22 protein-coding genes are annotated in these 20,109 nt (G+C 71.6%); 13 read left to right on the forward strand and 9 right to left on the reverse strand.

The genetic code is table 11. The annotated features are described in order from the left end of the window. Window positions 1-34: 34 nt before the first annotated feature. Window positions 35-343, forward strand: a complete 309-nt coding sequence (locus ACWD12_RS32540; protein ID WP_450102571.1) for a CBS domain-containing protein — start codon at window positions 35-37, stop codon at window positions 341-343. Window positions 344-476: 133 nt separating this feature from the next. Then, window positions 477-785 (forward strand): SCO5918 family protein, encoded by a 309-nt coding sequence (locus ACWD12_RS32545; protein WP_450102572.1) that lies wholly within the window; start codon window positions 477-479, stop codon window positions 783-785. 64 nt (window positions 786-849) lie between these two features. Here the strand turns inward: ACWD12_RS32545 and ACWD12_RS32550 are convergent, their stop codons facing one another. Then, the gene (locus tag ACWD12_RS32550; RefSeq protein WP_358352334.1) at window positions 850-1,185 is read right to left on the reverse strand and encodes a MerR family transcriptional regulator; all 336 of its coding nucleotides are present in this window, start codon (window positions 1,183-1,185) and stop codon (window positions 850-852) included. A 679-nt stretch (window positions 1,186-1,864) separates the two neighbouring features. Further along, entirely contained in the window at window positions 1,865-3,400 is a 1,536-nt protein-coding gene (locus ACWD12_RS32555; protein ID WP_450102573.1) for an FAD-dependent monooxygenase, read from the reverse strand. A 323-nt stretch (window positions 3,401-3,723) separates the two neighbouring features. Between ACWD12_RS32555 and ACWD12_RS32560 the strand changes: the two genes are divergently transcribed. Both ACWD12_RS32560 and ACWD12_RS32565 read left to right on the forward strand, forming a co-directional pair. Then, window positions 3,724-4,059 (forward strand): YnfA family protein, encoded by a 336-nt coding sequence (locus ACWD12_RS32560; RefSeq protein WP_358352330.1) that lies wholly within the window; start codon window positions 3,724-3,726, stop codon window positions 4,057-4,059. A 729-nt stretch (window positions 4,060-4,788) separates the two neighbouring features. Continuing rightward, complete coding sequence (locus tag ACWD12_RS32565; RefSeq protein ID WP_450102574.1) at window positions 4,789-5,940, forward strand: magnesium and cobalt transport protein CorA; 1,152 nt, start codon at window positions 4,789-4,791, stop codon at window positions 5,938-5,940. A gap of 37 nt (window positions 5,941-5,977) precedes the next feature. Here the strand turns inward: ACWD12_RS32565 and ACWD12_RS32570 are convergent, their stop codons facing one another. Together ACWD12_RS32570 and ACWD12_RS32575 are read right to left on the reverse strand one after the other, a co-directional pair. Continuing rightward, entirely contained in the window at window positions 5,978-6,391 is a 414-nt protein-coding gene (locus tag ACWD12_RS32570) for a hypothetical protein (RefSeq protein WP_358352328.1), read from the reverse strand. 309 nt (window positions 6,392-6,700) lie between these two features. Then, window positions 6,701-7,930, reverse strand: a complete 1,230-nt coding sequence (locus tag ACWD12_RS32575; RefSeq protein WP_450102575.1) for a beta-ketoacyl-[acyl-carrier-protein] synthase family protein — start codon at window positions 7,928-7,930, stop codon at window positions 6,701-6,703. A gap of 279 nt (window positions 7,931-8,209) precedes the next feature. Here ACWD12_RS32575 and ACWD12_RS32580 point away from each other — a divergent pair, with 279 nt between their 5' ends. Then, window positions 8,210-8,446 (forward strand): hypothetical protein, encoded by a 237-nt coding sequence (locus ACWD12_RS32580; protein ID WP_358352325.1) that lies wholly within the window; start codon window positions 8,210-8,212, stop codon window positions 8,444-8,446. Here ACWD12_RS32580 and ACWD12_RS32585 read toward each other — a convergent pair. After that, on the reverse strand, window positions 8,436-9,563 hold the full coding sequence (locus ACWD12_RS32585) for a penicillin-binding transpeptidase domain-containing protein (protein ID WP_450102576.1): 1,128 nt from the start codon (window positions 9,561-9,563) through the stop codon (window positions 8,436-8,438). The two genes, ACWD12_RS32580 and ACWD12_RS32585, sit on opposite strands and share 11 nt — an antisense overlap. 151 nt (window positions 9,564-9,714) lie before the next feature. Here ACWD12_RS32585 and ACWD12_RS32590 point away from each other — a divergent pair, with 151 nt between their 5' ends. The 5 genes from ACWD12_RS32590 to ACWD12_RS32610 all read left to right on the forward strand — a co-directional run bounded on the left by ACWD12_RS32590 (window position 9,715) and on the right by ACWD12_RS32610 (window position 14,658). Beyond that, window positions 9,715-10,665 (forward strand): LysR family transcriptional regulator, encoded by a 951-nt coding sequence (locus ACWD12_RS32590; RefSeq protein WP_450102577.1) that lies wholly within the window; start codon window positions 9,715-9,717, stop codon window positions 10,663-10,665. After that, window positions 10,662-11,585, forward strand: coding sequence for a serine hydrolase (locus tag ACWD12_RS32595; RefSeq protein WP_450102578.1), 924 nt, complete (start codon window positions 10,662-10,664; stop codon window positions 11,583-11,585). Before ACWD12_RS32590 ends, ACWD12_RS32595 begins: the two co-directional genes overlap by 4 nt. Window positions 11,586-11,768: 183 nt before the next feature. Beyond that, window positions 11,769-12,341: an MOSC domain-containing protein gene (locus tag ACWD12_RS32600; RefSeq protein WP_450102579.1), complete on the forward strand. Its 573-nt coding sequence runs from the start codon at window positions 11,769-11,771 to the stop codon at window positions 12,339-12,341. A 110-nt stretch (window positions 12,342-12,451) separates the two neighbouring features. After that, window positions 12,452-13,435 (forward strand): DUF5996 family protein, encoded by a 984-nt coding sequence (locus tag ACWD12_RS32605; protein ID WP_450102580.1) that lies wholly within the window; start codon window positions 12,452-12,454, stop codon window positions 13,433-13,435. A gap of 284 nt (window positions 13,436-13,719) precedes the next feature. Next, window positions 13,720-14,658, forward strand: a complete 939-nt coding sequence (locus ACWD12_RS32610) for a DMT family transporter (RefSeq protein ID WP_450102581.1) — start codon at window positions 13,720-13,722, stop codon at window positions 14,656-14,658. Between the two features lie 6 nt (window positions 14,659-14,664). Here the strand turns inward: ACWD12_RS32610 and ACWD12_RS32615 are convergent, their stop codons facing one another. Next, entirely contained in the window at window positions 14,665-15,636 is a 972-nt protein-coding gene (locus ACWD12_RS32615; protein ID WP_450102582.1) for a LysR family transcriptional regulator, read from the reverse strand. Window positions 15,637-15,787: 151 nt separating this feature from the next. Here ACWD12_RS32615 and ACWD12_RS32620 point away from each other — a divergent pair, with 151 nt between their 5' ends. After that, window positions 15,788-16,141 (forward strand): YybH family protein, encoded by a 354-nt coding sequence (locus tag ACWD12_RS32620; RefSeq protein ID WP_358352314.1) that lies wholly within the window; start codon window positions 15,788-15,790, stop codon window positions 16,139-16,141. 36 nt (window positions 16,142-16,177) lie between these two features. Here the strand turns inward: ACWD12_RS32620 and ACWD12_RS32625 are convergent, their stop codons facing one another. The 3 genes from ACWD12_RS32625 to ACWD12_RS32635 form a co-directional block, all read right to left on the reverse strand. After that, window positions 16,178-16,849: an HAD family hydrolase gene (locus ACWD12_RS32625; protein WP_450102583.1), complete on the reverse strand. Its 672-nt coding sequence runs from the start codon at window positions 16,847-16,849 to the stop codon at window positions 16,178-16,180. A 127-nt stretch (window positions 16,850-16,976) separates the two neighbouring features. Further along, complete coding sequence (locus tag ACWD12_RS32630; protein ID WP_450102584.1) at window positions 16,977-17,756, reverse strand: VOC family protein; 780 nt, start codon at window positions 17,754-17,756, stop codon at window positions 16,977-16,979. Between the two features lie 120 nt (window positions 17,757-17,876). Continuing rightward, on the reverse strand, window positions 17,877-18,509 hold the full coding sequence (locus ACWD12_RS32635; RefSeq protein ID WP_450102585.1) for a TetR/AcrR family transcriptional regulator: 633 nt from the start codon (window positions 18,507-18,509) through the stop codon (window positions 17,877-17,879). A 104-nt stretch (window positions 18,510-18,613) separates the two neighbouring features. On the opposite strand from ACWD12_RS32635, the gene ACWD12_RS32640 reads away from it, so the two are divergent. Further along, window positions 18,614-19,555, forward strand: coding sequence for a beta-ketoacyl-ACP synthase III (locus tag ACWD12_RS32640; protein ID WP_358352308.1), 942 nt, complete (start codon window positions 18,614-18,616; stop codon window positions 19,553-19,555). Window positions 19,556-19,725: 170 nt separating this feature from the next. Then, complete coding sequence (locus tag ACWD12_RS32645; protein ID WP_450102586.1) at window positions 19,726-19,995, forward strand: hypothetical protein; 270 nt, start codon at window positions 19,726-19,728, stop codon at window positions 19,993-19,995. Window positions 19,996-20,109 lie beyond the last annotated feature (114 nt).

The following is a 20,109-nucleotide window of genomic DNA, read 5'->3' on the forward strand; positions in this document are numbered from 1 at the left end:
CTCCCCCTCGGAGACACCTTTGACACTTGTCCTGATGCAGCCCGGCCCGGCGTACGTCGCCCCCACGATCCCGACCGATGCCGTGTGCCCGCCGGCCCTGCGGGTCGGGGGCGACATGACCGTCGAGGTGGCCTTGTCCGTGATGTTCGGCGCCCGCGCCGATTCACTGCTGCTCTGCGACGAGGACGACCAACGCATCGGCCTGGTGACCAGGGCCCGGCTGGCCGCGGTGCGCGACTGCCCGTCCTACACGGACCGCATCCGCCTTCGGGACGTCTTCGGTGTGGACCAGTTCCTCACCGCCACGACAACGGCAGGCCTCGGAGCGCGACCCGCCGCGTGACACGCGCCTTGACACACGGCGTGACACGCCCGATCACTGCCACCTTGCGCCGTAGATCGCCCCGCGCCATTGATCGCCCCGCGCCGTTGATGGCCCCGCCTTCGCCGCTACTTCCCCACGTCTGTGAGGCACCATGCGCTGCATCATCGCCGGTTTCGCATTCGAGCTGTCCAGGAACGGGGTCCTGGCGTCCATGAAGGGCGTCAAACCCGAGCCCATCACCAGCGGTTCCGTGGTCATCGGTCGCCGCCGATACCCCGTCAAGCAGGTCGGCGGCGTCCTCACCCGCCAGGACCGCCGGGACTTCACCGCCGACGAAGTCAGCCGGGCCATGGCCCGGCTCGGCTTCTTGTGCCGGGTCCTCCCCGACGCCGCGCCCTGCGCGCCGACCGCCCTTGAGGCAGCGGCACCAAGCGGCGCCCCCACACCCAACCCCGCCTAACTGGAACCCGCACCGGCAGGTCCCGGCGCAACCAGGCCGGTCGGCCGGGCGGCCGGTCGGCCGGTCAGGTCGTGTCCCGCCCGGCAGGCGGGTGCTCGTTGCGGAGCTCCTCGTTGATCCGGAGCGCTTCCTCCAACTGGTCTTCGAGGATGACGATGCGGCAGGCGGCCTCGATCGGGGTGCCGCGGTCGACGAGTTCCCGGGCCCGGGCGGCGATACGCAACTGGTAGCGGGAGTAGCGGCGGTGTCCGCCCTCGGACCGCAGCGGGGTGATCAGGCGGGCTTCGCCGATGGCACGCAGGAAGCCCTGCGTGGTGCCGAGCATCTCGGCGGCCCGGCCCATGGTGTACGCGGGGTAATCGTCGTCGTCGAGACGGTCGAACGAGTCACCAGCTGTCATTTGCACCTCTCCGTTGGAACGCGTGGAGGGGCCCTGGCGCCATATGGCACCAGGGCCCCGAAGGAACTGCTACACCATCTGTCGGCCTCGGTAGTGCACCGACATTCTGTTTCCGCTCGCCCGACCGTGATGCCGTCGGGCCTGCGGGGATCGCTGTTGCTCGACCGGAGACCACCTCACTATCGATGTCCTGCGGTACCCGGGTTCAATACTCCGCCCGGGCGATCCTGATGGCGCTCGGCTCCTCCGTTCTTCCCTCGATGATCATCTGCGTGCCCAGTGGGCAGGTCGCGTACTGCGGCACTGCTCTCACTGGCGTACTGCCAACCACACGCTGCGCGTGGCCTATCGCGGCGGCCCCTGTTTTGCGGGCCGCTCTCCGACCCGGGTGCCGATCCCGTCGCCCTGTTGCACCATCTCGGCTTCGGGAGTCCGACCACCGGACCGTCCTGCAAACTGCTTTCCTGCAAACTGCTTTGCGCGCCGCTCCGACGCGCTCCCGTCGACCCACAGTTCGTTCTCTGTGAGGCCTTGTGGACTCTCTGGCTACGAGAGAAACCATACCCACACCACCCCCCAATGTCTACTCTGACAAACATAGATTTCGTGTGCGTGTCACCGAGGGATCCTTCTCGAACAGATGACACTCCGGCCGTCGGCGACCAGGGCACCAGAGTGGTCAGGGGGTGCCGAACCAGTGGGTGAGGGCTTCTCGGAGCGTGGACGCGGTGGCCGCGGCGGGGTCGTCGGTGGGGGCGACCCAGGCGACGTGCGCGTCTGGGCGGATCAGCAGGGCGTCGGCCGGGCGCTCTCCGTCGGTCCGCGCGGTGACGATGTCCACGCGGTGCGCCCAGTCCTCGGCTGCCTCGCGCAGGTCCGTACGGTCGGCGAGGTCGACGAGGACCGGCCGTGCGCTGTGCAGGAGTTCGGCGACAGTGGTGGGGCCCTTGTCGGTGCGGAGTGCGAGGTTCGGGGCGAACACGCCGGTCAGGGGATGCTCGTCGGCGTACGGCATCGGGTAGCGGATGTCACCGCCCGCGATCAGGGCTCCGATGCGGCGCAGCGGCTGGTCGTCGACCAGTAGTTCCAGGAAGACCTTGCGCAGCGACTCGGCCGCGGCGTCCTGCCCGCGGCGCAGCGCCACCTGGGCCTGGGTGTGGAGCATCGTGCGCGCTCCCGCGTAGTGGCGTTCGTCGTGGTACGTGTCGACCAGTCCCGCGGGTGCCCAGCCGTGGATCTCGGCGGCGAGCTTCCACGCGAGGTTCACGGCGTCGAGCATGCCGGCGTTGAGGCCGACGCCCGTCGCGGGGAACTGGTGGGCCGCATCGCCGGCCAGCAGGATCCGGCCGTCGCGGTAGCGCTCCGCCTGCCGGGCCTGGAACTGGTAACGCGACAGCCGGCGCGGTTCGCCCAAGGGGAACTCGGCACCGAGCACGCGCCTGATGCTGGCCCCGAGTTCGTCCAGGGTCATCGGCGCGTCGTCGTCGACCTCGGTGAGTTCGTCCTCGGTCGTGGAGATCAGCAGGACGTCCTCGGTGAGCCAGCCGCAGCCGAACAGGCCGCGGTCGGTGCGCGTGAACGCCCCCGCGCGGACCGTACCGAGGCCGGGCACCTCGATGTCGCCGTTGTCCAGGCGGGTCACCGAATCGGGCAGCGTGACCTGGCCGAGCCGGTTCACCTCGGGGTACGTCGTGCCGGGGAAGGCGAAGCCCGCGCTCTCCCGCACCCGGCTGCGCCCTCCGTCGCAGCCCACCAGGTACCGCGCGGTGACCTGGTACGTACCGTCCGGTCCGCGCACGTCCGCGGTCACGATGTCGGCCCGCTGCCGGACTCCGGTGATCTCCTCGCCGTGCCGGATGTCCGCGCCCAACTCTCGGGCGCGTTCGTCGAGCAGGCGCTCGAGTTCCGGCTGCGGAAGGGTCAGCCCGCGCAACGGCGGCTCCGGGAGCGACGAGAAGTCGACGTGCACATCGCCGAACGGGTAGCGCGGAGCCGGGTGCACGACACCGGCAGAGGCCGCTTCGATCCGGTCCAAGACGCCCCGGTAGCGCAGCAGTTCCAGGATCTGCCCGCCGAGCCCGTTGGCCCTCGGGGTGTCCCGAAGTTGCGGCCGGCGCTCCAGGACGAGGGGGCGTACGCCGCCCAGCCGCAGTTCGGCGGCCAGCATCAGGCCGACCGGGCCGGCTCCGACGACGAGTACATCGGCGTCCGTCACAGGTCCGTCTCCGTCCAGTGGTTCTTGGTTGTTCGGCAGGCCGCTGTTCCGGGCATCGATACCAACACGCACTACGCAATTCTCCCGATTCGCCAGATTTCCGACCAACTTTTGGGCCAGGTCGATGATTCTGGGGTACGCCGGGGGCCTTGCCGCAAGGCCCCCGGTGCGCTATACGTTGAACATGGCGAGGAGCGGATGATCTCCTCGCCTTTGCCGTGCCCGGACTCGTCCGCCCAGACCGCCGACCGGCACCCGCCGACGAAGGCCGACCGGACGCAGGGCGGGCCGGGCGGGCCGGGCGGCGCCCTAGTCTCGGGTCCGTGACGATCATGCGTTCCATCGGTTTGTTCCTGCTCGCCGCGCTCGCCGAGATCGGCGGGGCGTGGCTGGTGTGGCAGGGCGTGCGCGAACACCGGGGCTGGGTGTGGGTCGGCGCGGGGATCCTGGCGCTCGGTGCGTACGGGTTCGTGGCCACGCTCCAGGAGGACGCCGAATTCGGCCGCATTCTGGCGGCGTACGGCGGGGTGTTCGTCGCCGGGTCGCTCGCGTGGGGCATGGCGCTGGACGGCTACCGCCCCGACCGCTTCGATGTAGCCGGCGCGCTCATCTGCCTCGTCGGCGTGGGCGTCATCATGTACTCGCCGCGCGGCGGCTGACCGGCCCGGCATCAGGGCGGACCGGGGACGGGCGCCCGTCTTCCATCGGGAGGCGCACGACGCACGGTTTACCAATTCCGATTCCGATCCAGGTTCCGGCTCCGGCCCTGGACGCGGTACGCCGACTGCGTCGTCTGGCGGTTCCATTGGTCGGTACAAGCGCCTGCTCTGGCGGTGATCCGCTTCGCCACGGCTGACGTGTTCGAGCTGGTCGACCGCGGGCGCGAGGTGCGGCTGAGCAACGAACCCCCGGACCCGAGCGCGTTCCGTCCGGTGGACAGCACCGTGGACGTCAGCCGGGCGCCGCATGGCCACTACCGGTTCATCGCATACAACGTCTTCAACGACGGAGTTGCACGTCGTCAAGGACGGACGAGACGGTCGACCGGCCCACCGCGTACGAGCGGGTGACCCAGTTGCCGGCGCACGGGTACACCTGGCCGGCGGCAGGCGGTCGCTCCCCGCGCGGTCCGAGGGAAGCGGGGGCGGCGACCGGCGCGAAGACGGTAGCCTGCAACCTGACCGGACACGGCAGATGCGACCGAGGCCGACACCCAGGCGAACGAGGAGGTGGAACCTGCGATGCGTGGTGAACCTCCCAGTTCCACCGGAGCACCGGCGCCCCCGTCCGCCTGCGCGTAGCCGTCCGCACGGCCGCCGGCCCGCGAGGGCGCCGACACACATGTGCGTCGACTCCCCGCCTGCCGCCAGCACCGTTCGGAGACTCCCGTGGCCGATCGCCGTCACCGCGCCCTGCGCGCGCTCACCCCTCGTGGCCTGCGCCTTCCCGGGCCCCTGTCCGGATCCGGGTCCGGCGATCGGACCGCGGGCAGTCCGGCGCCCGTGGACCACGCCGACGGGGCGTCCGTCATCGACGCCGCGGTGTACGCGGACGGCGTACGCGTGGCCTCCCCCGAGACGCTGGCCGCCACGTACCGCGAGCTGCGGGCCCGGCAGGGGCGCATGGCGTGGATCGGCCTGTACCGCCCCGCCGAGGCGGAACTCTTCTCCCTCGCCGAGGAGTTCGACCTGCACGAACTGGCGGTCGAGGACGCCATCACGGCCCATCAGCGCCCGAAGCTGGAGCGGTACGGGAACACCCTGTTCGTGGTGCTGCGCGCCGCCCGCTACCTGGACGCGCCCGAGGAGGTCGACTTCGCCGAGCTGCACATCTTCACCGGCCCGGACTTCGTCATCACGGTGCGGCACGGCGGCGCGCCGGACCTGACGGCGGCGCGCAAGCGTATGGAGGCCGATCCGGAGCTGCTGCGCCGCGGCCCGGAGGCGGTGCTGTACGCCATCATCGACGCCGTCGTCGACGGCTACGAGCCGGTGCTCGCGGGCCTGGACAACGACATCGACGAGATCGAGACGGAGGTCTTCCGCGGCGATCCCGAGGTGTCCCGGCGTATCTACGAACTGTCGCGCGAGGTCATCGAGTTCCAGCGGGCCACGCGTCCGCTGACCGGCATGCTGGACTCGCTCGCCGCGGGCTTTGCGAAGTACGCGGTCGACCACGAGTTGCAGAGCTACCTGCGCGACGTCGCGGACCACGTGACGCGGACCATCGAACGCGTGGACGGCTACCGGCAGCTCCTGCCGGAGATCCTGACCGTCAACGCCACGCTGGTGGGGCAGCGGCAGAACGAGGAGATGCGCACGCTGACCGAGGCGAGCATCGCGCAGAACGAGGAGATCAAGAAGATCTCGTCGTGGGCGGCCATCCTGTTCGCGCCCACCCTGATCGGCACCGTGTACGGCATGAACTTCGACCACATGCCCGAACTCGGCTGGCAGTGGGGCTATCCCTTCGCCATCGCGCTGATGGGCACCGTCTGCCTCACGCTCTACGCCGTTTTCAAGCGCCGCGACTGGCTCTAGAGCCGAACTCCGAGGACAGGCAGAGGCAGGCCAGGGGTCATGCTGTGTCGAGGTCCGCGCCGACGGCGCCCGCCGAGCGCAGCGAACGGCCGAGATCTCCGGTGAGGATGCGAGGGTGTCGCCGCCACCACCAGAGGTCGGGGCCGGGAATCCTGTGGAACCGGTCCAGCGCCTGGCCGTCGTCGTCGACGGTCGCGGCCTTGTAACGGTCGTCCAGAGCCTTGATCTTCGGGGTGCGGAGCTGGACGACGTGTTCGTCGAGCAGGAGCCACGCCTCATGCAGCCAGTTTCGGCAGTAGAGGTCATTGGTGTACTCGTAGATGTCGTCGCCGTAGCCGCCTTCGACGGCGCTCACCAACGCCGCCCACGCGTTCACCATTTCGGCGACCGTGAACGCGGTTCGCCAGCCGCGCTGGTGCAACAGCTGTCCTACTTCGGTTTCCGTGGCCACGGGCGTGAGGTTCTCACGCCCGGTCGGTCCAGGCCGCAGCGACCTACGCCCCTCCGGATGCATGCTCGCAGCGGTTCGGGGATCACTGGCGGGTCGTGGAGCCTGGGCGGGGCGCCGTCGGACGCGTCGTTCGCGGGGGGTTTGTCCCTGCCCACTGCTGCGACGCCAGGACGCGTGTGTCCGTGTTCAGCCGACCTGTCCGAGTCTCTGCCGCCGTCTTGACCCACCGGGCCCGCTTGGTGACGCGATCTTGACGCGCCCCCGGCCCCTGGCCCGACACCACCACCGCCCGGACCGCCCTACGCAGCCCTACGCAGCCCGGGCGAACACCAGTGCGGCGTTGTGTCCCCCGAACCCGAACGCGTTGGCCAAGGCCGCGTCCACACGGATGCGCCGCGGCGCGCCCCGGACGACGTCGAGCTTCACTTCGGGGTCGAGCGCGTCGAGATTGCGGGTCGCCGGGACCACGCCCTCGCGGATCGCGAGGATCGCGGCGACGGCCCCGAAGGCGCCGGCCGCGCCGAACATGTGGCCGGTCGCAGACTTCGTCGCGGTGACCGCAGGGTGCAGCCCCACCGCCTCGGCGACGGACTGCGCCTCGACGAGGTCGCCCTTCTGCGTCGATGTGGCGTGCGCGGACACCACGCCGACATCGCCCGCCGTGATGCCGACCGAGGTGTACGCGGCGGCCAACGCCCCACGCATGGCCCGTACTTGCCCCTCCGGATGCCCCGCGGTGATGTGGTGGGCGTCGGCCGTGACCCCGGCCCCGGCGAGCACCGCGTGCGCGCGGGCCGTCCTCGCCGCGGCGAAGTCGGCACGCTCCAGCACCACGACCGCCGCGCCCTCGCCGATCACGAACCCGTCGCGCGCGACGTCGAACGGCCGTGAGGCCGCCCCGGGCTCGTCGTTGCGCAGCGAGTGCGCCCGGGCCTGGGCGAACCCGGCCAGCGGCAGTGGGTGCAGACAGGCCTCGGCCCCGCCCGCCACCACGACGTCGGCGCGGCCCAGGCGGATGAGGTCGAGGCCGTACGCGATGGCCTCCGCTCCCGACGCGCAAGCGCTGACCGGGGTGTGCGCCCCTGCCCGTGCGCCGAGTTCGAGGCTGACCCACGCCGCGGGTCCGTTGGCCATGAGCATGGGCACGGTGTGCGGGGACACGCGCCGCGCGCCGCGGGCTTCGAGTACGTCGTCCTGCTCCAGCATCGTCAGGGCACCGCCGGTGCCGGTGCCGATCACCACGGCCAGGCGTTCCGGCTCGACCTGCGGCGCGCCCGCGTCAAACCAGGCCTCACGCGCAGCGATCAGCGCGACCTGTTCGCACCGGTCCAGCCTCCTGGCCTGCACGCGGTCGAGGGCCTCGGTCGGTTCGACCGCCAGTTGCCCGGCGATGCGCACCGGCGAGTCCGCCGCCCACGCCGCTTCGATGCCCCGGATGCCGGACCGTCCCGCAATCAGGGCGGCCCACGACGAAGCCACGTCGCCGCCGAGAGGTGTCGTCGCTCCCAGTCCGGTCACCACCACGCCATCCGTACGCATGCTGCACTCTCCTTGTGAGTTCTCGACAATCGTGTACACCTGTCCAGCAGGCGTCACGAGCACCTGGAACTCACCTTTGCAGCAGAAACACTCCCCTTCGGGTAGCGCACGCCACGGACTCACCCGTCGTGATTTTGTAGCTTTCCGCAATTCACCGCGCTTGCCCGCCAGCCGATCGACCGCGTGCGCGGCCTGCACACGGCATGCGAGGCATGTACGGGATCCCCGCACGGGCCGCCTCGACCGTGACGAGGCGCACCCGCGGTCGTTGGCCTGGTCATGAAGAACCCTGGACGACGCACGCTCACGGCAGCGCTCCTGTGCGGGACCGCGCTGTCCCTGCACGGCGCCGCGTACGCCGCCGAGACCCCCAAGCTCGCCGCCGTCAACGCGGCGGGGCTGAGCACGGCGACCCCCGACCGGGAGCAACTCTCCTCGGTACGCCCCGAACAGGTCGTCGCACCGGCCCTGGGATCCCTCCTCGGCACGTCCGACGGTGCCGGGGTCAGGGGGTGACGGCGCTCAGGTAGTCGCGCACGATCGGGCCGGCGGCCCCGGATCCGGAGTCGCCGCCCTCGACGTACACCGCGACCGCGATGTCGCCGCGGAACGCCACCATCCATCCGTTGGTGCCGTCGCCGACCTCGGCGGTCCCGGTCTTGGCGCCGACGCCCGGCATGCCCTGGAAGACGGACGCCGCGCTGCCGGTCGTCGCACAGGCGACCATCATTTCGCGGATGGTCTTCGTGACGTTCGACGGCAAGGTCTCGGAGCGCGTGTAGACCGGCATGCCCCGTTCCAGGACCGGTTGGTGGAACTTGCCGGTGAGTGCGGTGGCGACGACCGAGGCCATCGTGAGCGGGTTCATGACGAGCCCGCCTTGGCCCATCATCTGGGCCGCCTTCTCGTTGGCGTTGTGCGCGGGCGGTACGACGCCGTCCACGCTGCCCTGTCCTGTCGCGACCTTCCACGCATCGCTGTTGAGGCCGAAGTACCGTGTGGAGTACGTGGACAGTTCGTCGTCCTTGATGCGGTCGCGCAGATTGATGAATGCCGTGTTGCAGGAGTGCGCGAAGTCGTCGCGGAAGGTGGCGCCCGGCATCTCCATGTAGCCGACGTTGTGGATGCTCTGGCCGTTGACGGTCGTGAACTTCGGGCACGGCACCTTGGCGGACGCGGTGACTATGCCGCGTTGCAGCAGCAGCGCCGAGGTGACGATCTTGAACGTCGAGCCGGGTGCGACCGTGCCGGACATCCCGGCCTGGCGGTGCACCGTCGACACGATCTCGCCGTTCCGCATGTCCAGCGCGATGAGCGAGGCCGCGGCGTTCTGACCGACCGCGCGCTCCGCGGCGGCCTGCAACTCCGGTACGAGGGTGGACGCCCCGGTACCCGAAGGCGTGCCGGACGAGGACGCCGAGCCCGATGCCGATGCCGACGAAGGGGGCGGCGTCGCCGCGGCTGACGGCGACGTGGGCGGCACCGAGGCGACCGCCGGGTCCGGACGAGGTCCCGTCGACGTCGCCGCGGCGTCCGGCGATTCGTCCGAGACCAACCCGCACCCTGCGGTGAGCACGATGGCCAGGCCGACGCACCCAGCGCCGCCGAATATTCGCTTCTTCCAGGACTTCATGGCTTCTGCCCGCACTTCCCCGTGCTCGTCCGCCTTCCGTGCGATCGGTCCGCACGGCGGTTGCGGCGCTCAGCCAAACAGACGCGTCGCGATGATGTCCAAGATTCATATCGTTCTCACACTCATACACAGATCGCTATCATTGCTGGCCGTGAACCTGATCGCGCATCTGACCTGCTTCGTCGCGGTGGCCGAGGAACTGCATTTCGGTCGTGCCGCGCAGCGCCTCGGCATGGCCCAGCCGCAACTGAGCCAGCGCCTCAAGCGCCTGGAAGGCGAACTGGGCGTACGGCTCGTCGACCGGTCCAGCCGGCACGTCGGACTGACCGATCCGGGGCGCCGCCTCCTCGACGAGGCCCGTGAGATCCTGGCCCGCGTGCAGCGCGTCTACGGCCTGACCGAGAGGTCCCCGGACACCGGGACCCTGCGTGCGGGCGTCCCCGGCGAACTCGGGGCGGGTACGGTGGCCGCGCTCATCGGCGCCTTCCGCGAGCGCCGCCCCGACACCGTGCTGGACCTACGTTCGCTGGGCACCACGGCGCAGGTGGAGCAGCTGGCCGACGGTTCGCTCGACGTCGGGATCGTGCGGCACCCGGTGGAGACACACGGGCTGGTCGTCGGGCCGGTGGCGGCCGAACCGCTCGGCGTGCTGCTGCCCGCGTCGTCGCCGTGGGCGGGCACTGCCGGGGTGCACTTGTCGGACCTCGCGGGATCGGAGCTTGCCGTGTTCCCGCGCGGCGAGGCACCCGAGGCGTACGACCGGCTCCTTGCCGACTGCGCCCGCCACGGCTACCAACCCGCCGCGGTGCACGACTCGCCGAACCCGGAGTTCACCCTCGGCCTCGTGCTGGCCGGACGCGCGGTGGCGCTGACGCCGTACGCCGAACCGCCGCCCGGCCTGACCTGGTGCCCCTTGCTCGGCCGTCCGCTGCTGACGCGCCTGTCCTGCGCGTGGCGGCGCGGCACGGACGAAGCCGGCCCCGTAGGGGACTTCGCCGACGCTGTCGCCGACGTCCTGCGCGAGCGCGCCGCGGCCGCTCCCCGGGAGGCCGCGGTCCGGCCCCGACTCGTGGTCCGTCCGGCATCGGCGTTCCTCGCATGAGCACCAGCACGAGCATGAACTCCCTGCCCGCACGGCCCGAGTCGTCCATCACCGCAGTGTTCCGCGGAGCCGGTGTCACCGGCCGTCTGCACGCCCGCGACATCGACAGCGGGCACGAGGTCGGCGTGGGCTCGGACGATCCGGTGGTCCTCGCATCGGTCTACAAACTGCCGCTGCTTGTGGCGTTCTTCCGGGCCGCCGCCCGTGGCGAACTGGACCCGCGTGCCCTCGTCACCCTGGCACCCGCCGATCGCCGTCCGGGCGCGACGGGCCTGTCCACACTGCTGGACGAGGTGACCATGTCCCTGCGGGACCTGGCCACGATGATGATCACGGTCAGCGACAACACCGCGGGGGACGCGTTGTTCGCGCGGGTCGGCGTCGACGCGCTGGCGGCCACGCTCGCCGATCTGGGCCTGGACGCCACCCACATCCGGTCCGACAGCGACGGGCTGCTGGACGCGTTGCTCGCGGACAGCGGTGCCGCGTCGATGCCCGAACTCTGGGCGCTCCTGGGCGAGCCCGGTGTCGCGGACCGGCTCCGGTCCCTGGACCCGGCCCGCACCAACCGCACCACCCCCCGCGACATGTGCCGGCTGCTGGACCTGTTGTGGCACGACGAGGCCGCGCCTGCCGACGAGAGCGCCCAGATGCGCCGCATGCTCGCCCTCCAGGTGTGGCCGCACCGCCTGGCGTCCGGCTTCCCGTACGACGACGTCCTGGTGAGCGGCAAAACGGGCACACTGCTGACGATCCGCAACGAGGTCGGCGTCGTCGAGTACCCGGACGGCGGGCGGTACGCCGTCGCGGTCTTCACCCACGCCGACGCGCCCCTTGCCGTCGCGCCGCAGGCCGACGCGGCCATCGGCGCGGCCGCCCGGCTCGCCGTCCAACACCTGCGCGCCACGCAGCGCCGCTGACGAGGTGATCACGCACCGGCCCGGACCGCGAAGTCGCCCGTGCCGCCGGCTCGGAGCCGGCCGCCGAAAACCCTGTCGAACCGGGCGGCGGCGCCCCGGCATGATGGACCTGACGGGCGCACCTGGCGCGGACCTGCGCTTCCGCACGCCCGGCCCGACACGTCCGCACTGCCCAGGAGCGCCATGACCGAGCCGACCGCCGAGCCGACAACGGCCACCGCGACCGTCCTCGCCGTCAGCAGCAACGGCGAGTACTCGTTCAGCAAGCCCAACCGCGAGAGCATCCACCTGCTGGCCGGCCTCGGCGTCGAGGGCGACGTGCACGCGGGCGTGACGGTCAAGCACCGCTCGCGGGTGGCGCGCGACCCCAGCCAGCCGAACCTGCGCCAGGTGCACCTGATGCACGACGAGTTGCACGAGGAACTGCGCGCGGCAGGCTTCTCGGTGGCGGGCGGCCAACTCGGCGAGAACATCACCACACGCGGACTCGACCTCCTGGGGCTGCCCACCGGCACACGGCTGCACATCGGTGCGGAGGCCGTAGTCGAGGTGACCGGCCTGCGCAATCCGTGCCTGCAGATCGAGGGGTTCGAGGACGGCCTGCTGGCCCGTGTCGCCGGCCGCGACGAGGCCGGGAACGTGGTGCGCCGCGCCGGGATCATGGGCGTCGTGCTGGCCGGCGGGGCGGTCGCGCCCGGCGACCCCATCCGGGTCGAGCTGCCGGCCGAGCCGCACACCGCACTCGCTCCCGTCTGACCGCCGGTCCCGATCGACCGCCCGTCCCGATCGTCCGCACGGGTGTACGCCCGGTGCGTTCCCCGCGCGTCCCCCGTGCGACCGCCACGCTCCGCACGGACGATGGGACGATGACGACTACTCCTCCGCCGAGCCCGCCCGAGACCCCTTCGCTGCCCGAGCTGCCCTACGAGGCATGGTCGGAGACCCACGACACGATCCACCTGTTCGCGCAGATCGTCGGCAAGGTGAAGCTCGCCGCGACGCATCCGCAGAACCACTGGTGGAACATCACGTTCTCGCCCGACGCCCGCGGCCTCACGACCCGTCGGCTCTACGCGAACAACGTGTTCTTCGACATCGCCTTCGACTTCGTCGACCACCGCCTGGTGATCCGCACCGACCGGGGCGACGTACGCACGTTCGCGCTCGACGGCGGCCTGAGCGTCGCGGCGTTCGACGCGAAGTTGCACGCGACGCTGGCCGAACTCGGCGTCGACGTACCGCTTCTGGAACACCCGTTCGGCGTCGACCACCTCAAGACGCCGTTCCCCGAGGACACCGAGCACCGCACCTACCAGCGCGAGTACGTCGAACGCTACTGGCGCGCGCTTGGCTGGTCGGCTGACGTGCTCCAGGAGTTCACGGGCTGGTTCACCGGCAAGACCAGCCCGGTGCACGTGTTCTGGCACTCCTTCGACCTGGCGATGACGCGCTTCTCGGGCAAGCGCGCGGCTCCCCTCGCGGAGGCGGACCCGGTCACCGCGGAGGCGTACACGCACGAGGTCGTGTCCTTCGGCTGGTGGCCGGGCGACCCGAAGGTGCCCTTCCCCGCGTACTACTCCTATACGGCTCCCCAGCCGGAGGGGCTCGCCGAGCACCCGCTGAGCCCGGAGCAGGCGGAGTGGGTCAACGACGGCGGCATGGCGCTGCTGCGGTATGACGCGGTCCGCGCCGCCGAGAATCCGCGCCGCACGCTGCTGGCCTTCCTGCAGACCGCGTTCGAGGCGGGTTCGAAGGCGGCGGGCTGGCCCGCCGAGGAGCTGACCTCGAACTGGTGCCCGACGCCCGACCAATTGCGCGCCCTGGCCCGCTCAGGGCTGCGCGTGCGCTGACCGCCGCCACCGGCACGCATACACACGGACGCCGCCACCGGCCGCCCGACGCGGTCCCACGAGGTCCCACGAGGTCCCGACGACATTCGTCCTTCCCGACGCCGATGCGTTGCCCTAGTCTGAGCGCCATGCCTGGACCCGGATCCTTCCGCAGCACGCCCCCTCCGGTCGCCTTCTAGGGCGCACCGGCAAGGCCGTTCCCTTCGAGCCCCCGTTGCGGGGCTCTTCCGCCGTGCGCCCGTTTCAGACCCCATTCCGCTGGTTCTGATCCGGAAGGTCTCGGCGTGTCCACGCAACCCTCCATGCGCCCCTCGGCGCAGCAGCCTTCTTCCACCCCGCTCTCCGCCACCCGCGAACGCCGCGCCGCCGCACGGGCGTTCGTACGCGGTCCGCTGCCGATCCTCGCCGCCTGCCTGTTGTGGGGCAGCACCGGGACCGCGGCCTCGTTCGCCCCGCAGGGCGCCAACTCCGCGGCCGTCGGCTGCGCGGGCCTTGTCTTCGGCGGCCTGCTCCTGTTCGTCACCACGCGCGGCTGCATGGCACTCGTGCGGGCCGCCTCCGGGCGGGACCGCCTCGCCCTGCTCGTCGGGGCCGCCGCGGTCGCCGCGTACCCGCTCACGTTCTACCCGGCCGTGTCGCGCACCGGCGTCGCGGTCGCGACGGTCGTCGCGCTGGGCTCCGCCCCGGTGTTCGCGGGGTTGGTCGAGCGCGCACCCTTCGGAATGCGGCGCCGGCTCGCGACGGCTGCGGCCGTGGCGGGCTGCGCACTGCTCGTCGTCGGCCAGGAGTCGGGCGGGGTACGCGCGGACGCGCTCGGCGCCGGCCTCGCCCTCGTCGCGGGCCTGGCGTACGCCGTGTACGCCTCCGTCGGCGCGCGCATGATCACCCGCGGCCACGCGGCCCGCCCGGCGCTCGCCGTGATGTTCGCCGTGGCGGCGGCCGCGGTCGCGCCGCTGGTCGTCGCCGAGGGCTGGTGGCTCGCCGACGTGCGGGGTGCGGCCGTGGCGCTGCACCTGGCGGTGCTGACCACGTGCGTCGCGTACACGCTGTTCGGGCTCGGGCTGCGCCACACCACGGCGGTCGTGGCGACGTCGCTGACACTCGCGGAACCGGCCGCCGCGGCCGTCCTGGCCGTGGTGGTCCTCGGCGAGCAGCTGACCGCGATCTCGTGGGCGGGCCTGGCCGTCGTCGGCGCCGCTCTGGGGGTGATGTCGCGCGGCTGAGCGGGGCTACCGCGTGTGCGCAGACCCGTCGGCGGCGTTGGGCGAGTCGGTGGCGTCGGCGTCATCGGCGTCGGCGTCGGCGTCGGCGTCGGCGGAGTTGTCCACCAGTGCGGCCCGGGCCTTCGCCAGGAAGGCCCGGGCCGCCGGACTCGCGGGGGCGTCGTCCCGCCAGACCAGCTCGATGCGGCCGACCGGCGCCGGGGTGAGGGCGACCGGCCGCAGTCCGGTCGGGTGCCCTGCCACGAAGAGCCGGGGCAGCACGGCGACGCCGAGTCCTTCCGCGGCCAGTTCGGCGACCACGTGCGGGTCGCCCGCCTCGAAGGCCACTCTCGGCTGGAACCCGGCGCCGCCGCAGGCCCGTTCGAGAGCGGTCCGGATGCCGCTGCCGCGCGACAGGCAGACGAGCGGCACGTCGCGGAGGGCGCGCAGCGGCATCGTGCGGCGTTTGGCGAGCGCGTGGTCCGGCGGTACGGCGGCGGCCATCTCCTGTTCGGTGATGACTTCGCCCGCAAGCCCCGGCGGTCGGTCCCCGGCGATCCCGACGACGGCCACGTCCAGGCGCCCGGCGCGTACCGCCGCGAGGAGGTGGTCGGAGCGGTCCTCGGCGAGCGTGATCTCGACGCCGGGGTGTGTGCGGTGGAACGCCGCGAGCAGCGAAGGGAGTTCGGACAACGGTCGGGACGGGATGGTGCCGAGTGCGACGCGTCCGCGGACCAGGCCGGCCAGTTCGTCCGCGACGAGGCGTACCGCCGCGGCGTTCTCCAGCGCGGCGCGCGCGTAGGGCAGGATCGCCTCCCCCGCGCGGGTCGGCCGCACGGTACGCCCCGAGCGGTCCAGCAGCTCCTGCCCCAACTCGCGCTCCAACTGCTTGATCTGCGCGCTCACCCCGGGCTGGGCGACGTGCAGCCGTGCCGCGGCCTTGGTGAAGCCCGCCTCGTCGACGACGGCGACCAGGTATTCGAGCTGACGCAGTTCCATAACCACTGATTCTAGATCGCATAAGAACCATGTCTTGGACTTATGGGAAGCAACGGCCGAACATGGAAGTGCGGGTGGGTGCGGTTCGCGGAGGCGGCCGGTGCCGCCCGAGCAAGAGAGCACGTCCGGCAAGTGAGGAAAGAGGACCGACATGACTGCCACACGTGAGAAGGCCGGCCACCCCGAGGACATCGCGCGCCTGGTGGTCGAGCGCCTCAACGCGCGGGACGCGGAAGGCCTCGCCGACCTGTACGAGGCGGACGCGGTCCTGGCGTACCCGATCGGCAACGAGATCACCGGCCGGGACGCCATCCGCGCCGCATGGGAGCGGCTGATCGCGGCCGAGGTGAAGTTCGAGGTCGAGGAGCCGCTGCCGACGGTGATCGCCGGCGACCTGGCGCTGACGTCGACCAAGCCGAAGGACGGGACGGGTGGCCGGGTGCAGGTCGCCCGCCGCCAGGCGGACGGCACGTGGCTGCGTGTCCTGGACCGGCCGGAAAGCTGACCGGGCCGGGTCGCCGCCGACCAGGCCCGACCCCCGCTACGCGGCTGCCGGTGCTTCGTATCCCAGGAGCATCGGCAGCTTGCGCATGTCGTCGAACAGCACGGTCTCGGGCCCGGCCAGCCGCTCGGCCGGGGTCAGGCCGCCGGTGTAGCCGTAGGCACGCATCCCGGCCGCGCGCGCTGCCTGGACGCCGTACATGCTGTCCTCGATCACCACGCACGCCGCCGGGTCCGCGCCCATGCGCGCGGCCGCGTGCAGGAAAACGTCGGGGGCCGGCTTGCCCAGCGGCACTTCGGTGGAACTGAAGATGCGGCCCTCGAAGCGCGGGTAGAGGCCGGTGGTGCCGAGGGTGTGGCGCATCTTGGCGTGGTCGCCGCCGGAGGCGATGCAGGTGGCGACGCGCGGCAGGATCGCGTCGAGGGCCTCGGCGATGCCGTCGACGAGCGGGAGCCCGGCGTCGACCTCCTCGCGGTGGCGGCGGTGGAACACCTCGTGCCAGTGCGCCCCCGCGCCGGCGCCGAGGCGTTCCTCGACCATCGCACCGATGGCGGCGGCCGCACGGCCGATGAAGAGGTCGACGATCTCTTCGTCGTCGAGCACCCACCCCATGGCGCCGAGGACCTCGCGCTGGATGCGGAGCGCGATCCGCTCGGAGTCCACCAGCACGCCGTCGCAGTCGAAAATGACCAGGTCTGTCGAGTCGATCACGGCCCAAGCCTAGAGGGCGTGATCGGCCCTGCGTGATCGGCCCGGCGCGCCCGGTGCCGCGCGAGCCCGGGGCCTGTTCCCGTCCGGGCGTCGCGCGGCGCGGACCGTACGCGCTCTTCAGCTGCCTCTACATGCTCGACTTGAGGACCGCGAAGATGCCGCCCTGCGGGTCCTGGATCACGGCCATCCGGCCGGCCGACATGTCGAACGCGGGCATCAGCAGCGTGCTGCGCGCGTGGACCGCCGCGGCGACGACACTGTCCGCGTCGTCGACCGCGAAGTACGTCAGCCAGTGCGCGGGCATCTCGGCGGGCGCGTCGTCGGGGATGGGCTGGGCCCCGCCCACCACGCGGCCGTGGGCGAGCATGCCCCGGTAGGCCGGCATCTCCGGCATGGACTCGAACGAGACGCCGAAGACCGCCTCGTAGAACGGCAGTGCCTTGTCGAGGTCGCGCGTGTTGAGCTCGTTCCAGACCAGCGCCCCGGCCTCGTTGACGCGCTGCGCCCCGAAGAACTCGATGCGCTGCCAGGCGCCGACGACCGCGCCGGAAGGGTCGGCGCAGACCAGCATGTGGCCTTGCTCGCCGACCTGCATGGGCGGCACCAGCAGCGTGCCGCCGTTCGCGTTGACCTTGGCGGCGGTCTCCTGGATGTCGTCGACGGCGAGGTACGTGGTCCATGCGGTCGGCGGCGGGGGCGCGCCGTCCATCGACATGGCCGCGCCGATTCCGGCGACCGGCTTGCCGCGCAGCTCGCAGATCGCGTAGCCGCCGAACTCGGGCGGTCCGACTTCGCCGTTCCAGCCGAGCAGGTCCGAGTAGTAGTCGATCGCGGCCTGTTGGTCCGCCGCCATGAGGTCGACCCAGCAGGGGGTGCCTTGTGCGTACGGTTCGCTGATCTCGGCCATGCGGATCCGCCTCCGGGGTGGGGGTGGGGTCAAGTGGATGCAGACCCACCCAATGTCACCCCGCCGCGGCGACCTCGCCACTCGGCGCACCCCAACGGCGCAGTGCGGGCGCGGCGCGTGCTACCCGGGCGTCGCGGACGCCATGGACGTCGCGAACAGCAGCCTGCGTACGGCAGTTCGGGCGCGCTCGGCGGCCCGGGGGTCGTCGAAGAGCTGCACGGACTGATTGAGCGACAGATAGATGCCGAACAGTTCGAAGACGATCTGGTCGGGGTCGGTGTCGCGGGGAAGTTCCTCGGCCTTCACGGCCGCCCGTACGTCCGCGACGAGGCTCTTGCGCCATCCGGTGAACAGGCGCAGGACCTTGTCGCGTACCGGCCCTTGGCGCGCGTCGAACTCGATGGACGCGGTGGTGAACAGGCAGCCGCCCGGGAAGGCGGCGCGTTCGCCGACGAGGTAGGCGGTCCACGCCTCGCAGACGGCGAGGAGGCGCGCGAGGCCGGCGGGTCGGTCGGCGGCGGGCTCCCAGACCAGGCGGACGAACTCCTCGGACGCGCCGTCCAAGGCGGCGATCTGCAGTGCCTCCTTGGTGCCGAAGTGGCCCAGCACCCCGGCCTTGCTCATGCCCAGGTCGCCGGCCAGGCGCCCGATGGTCAGGCCCTCGAGGCCGTCCACCGAGGCGATCGCGGCGCTGCGGGCGATGATGCGTGCGCGCGTGTCACGGGTCTCGGCCACGGATCTGCGGGGGCTCATGGCGGTCATCGTAGCGACATCCTGGACATTTAGCGTCCGATCGATCGGTTGCTATATTTTCCCGGGATCGCCCCCAGTCGCCGTCCTTCAAGGAGACGAGACACTTGTCGGGTTCCCGCATCACCGCTCTTGGCCACTACCAGCCTTCACGAGTGCTGACGAACGACGACCTGGCCGCCATCGTCGAGACCGACGACTCGTGGATCAGGCAGCGCACGGGGATCGCGACCCGTCGCATCGCCGACACCGAGTCGGTCGCCGACCTGGCGTCCGAGGCCGCCGAGAAGGCGATGGCCGCGGCGGGGCTCGCGCCGGCCGACATCGGCATGGTGACCGTGGCGACCTGCACCGCGGTCGACCGCTGCCCGTCCACCGCCGCCCTGGTCGCGGCGCGCCTCGGGATCCCGTCGGCGGTGACGTACGACCTCAACAACGCCTGCGCCGGCTTCTGCACGGCTCTGGCCTGCGCCGACCACGCGGTACGCGCGGGCGCGGCCCGGCACGCGCTGGTGATCGGCGCCGAGAAGATGTCGGACGTCACCGACTGGACCGACCGCACCTCCTGCATCCTGCTGGGCGACGGCGCCGGAGCGGCGGTCATCAGCGCCGCCGACACCCCGGGCATCGGCCCGGTGGCGTGGGGGTCGGACCCGGCGCGCGCCGACGCGGTGCGCATCGGCGGCGACTGGCACCCGCGGTTCGCCCAGGAGGGCCAGGCGGTGTTCCGCTGGGCGACCACCGAACTCCCGGCCGTGGCACGGGAGGCGTGCAAGCGCGCCGGGATCACGGTCGGCGACCTGGCGGGCATCGTCACGCACCAGGCCAACCTGCGCATCATCGAGGCGTTCGTACGGCGGCTCGGGCTGCCGGACACCGCGGTCGTCGCCCGGGACGTCGTCGACTCGGGCAACACGTCGGCGGCGTCGGTGCCCATCGCGCTGTCGAAGCTCGTCGAGCGCCGCGAACTCCCGCCGGGCGGACCGGTGCTGCTGATGGGCTTCGGCGGCGGGCTCTCGTGGTCCGCGCAGGTCATCGCCTGCCCCTGAGCCCGCGTTCGGCCGGTGTTCGGGTCCCGGCCGGGACCCGAACACCGGGCAGTAGCAGGGGCGCACGCGGGGCGCGCGAACAGCGTGATGACTGAGCGGCGCCCTCCCGGGCAGCGGAACAGGGGTGGGACACACCCGAGTCTCACGGACGACTGCCAAGGAGAGCTCTCGTGAGACGTCCGGCATCGCGCTACCAATACGTACGCCGCGAGCCGAGTGTGGCGGAGTACATCGCCATGACCGGCCCGGCCGTGGTCATCGCGGTCCTCGGCTACCTCGGCCTGCTTCTGCTGGTCGGCGTGGGCGGGGCAGGCGTGGCCGCGGTCGTGTGGCTGTGCGGCTTCCTGCTCCTGGCCGGCATCGCGCACGCCCGGCCCACCCTCAAACTCCTGTGCGGCGCCTGGCTGGTCGCGGGCGGCCTGGTGGTCCTGACCGTGTAGACGGACGACCGACGTGGCCGGGGGTTTGCCCGTGGGCCGGGAAAAAGGGCACAACCCCCCCCACATTTTATATAGATTTATGTCGGTCATGCGGAACAAAAAGGACATCAACAC

The organism is Streptodolium elevatio, assembly GCF_053592165.1.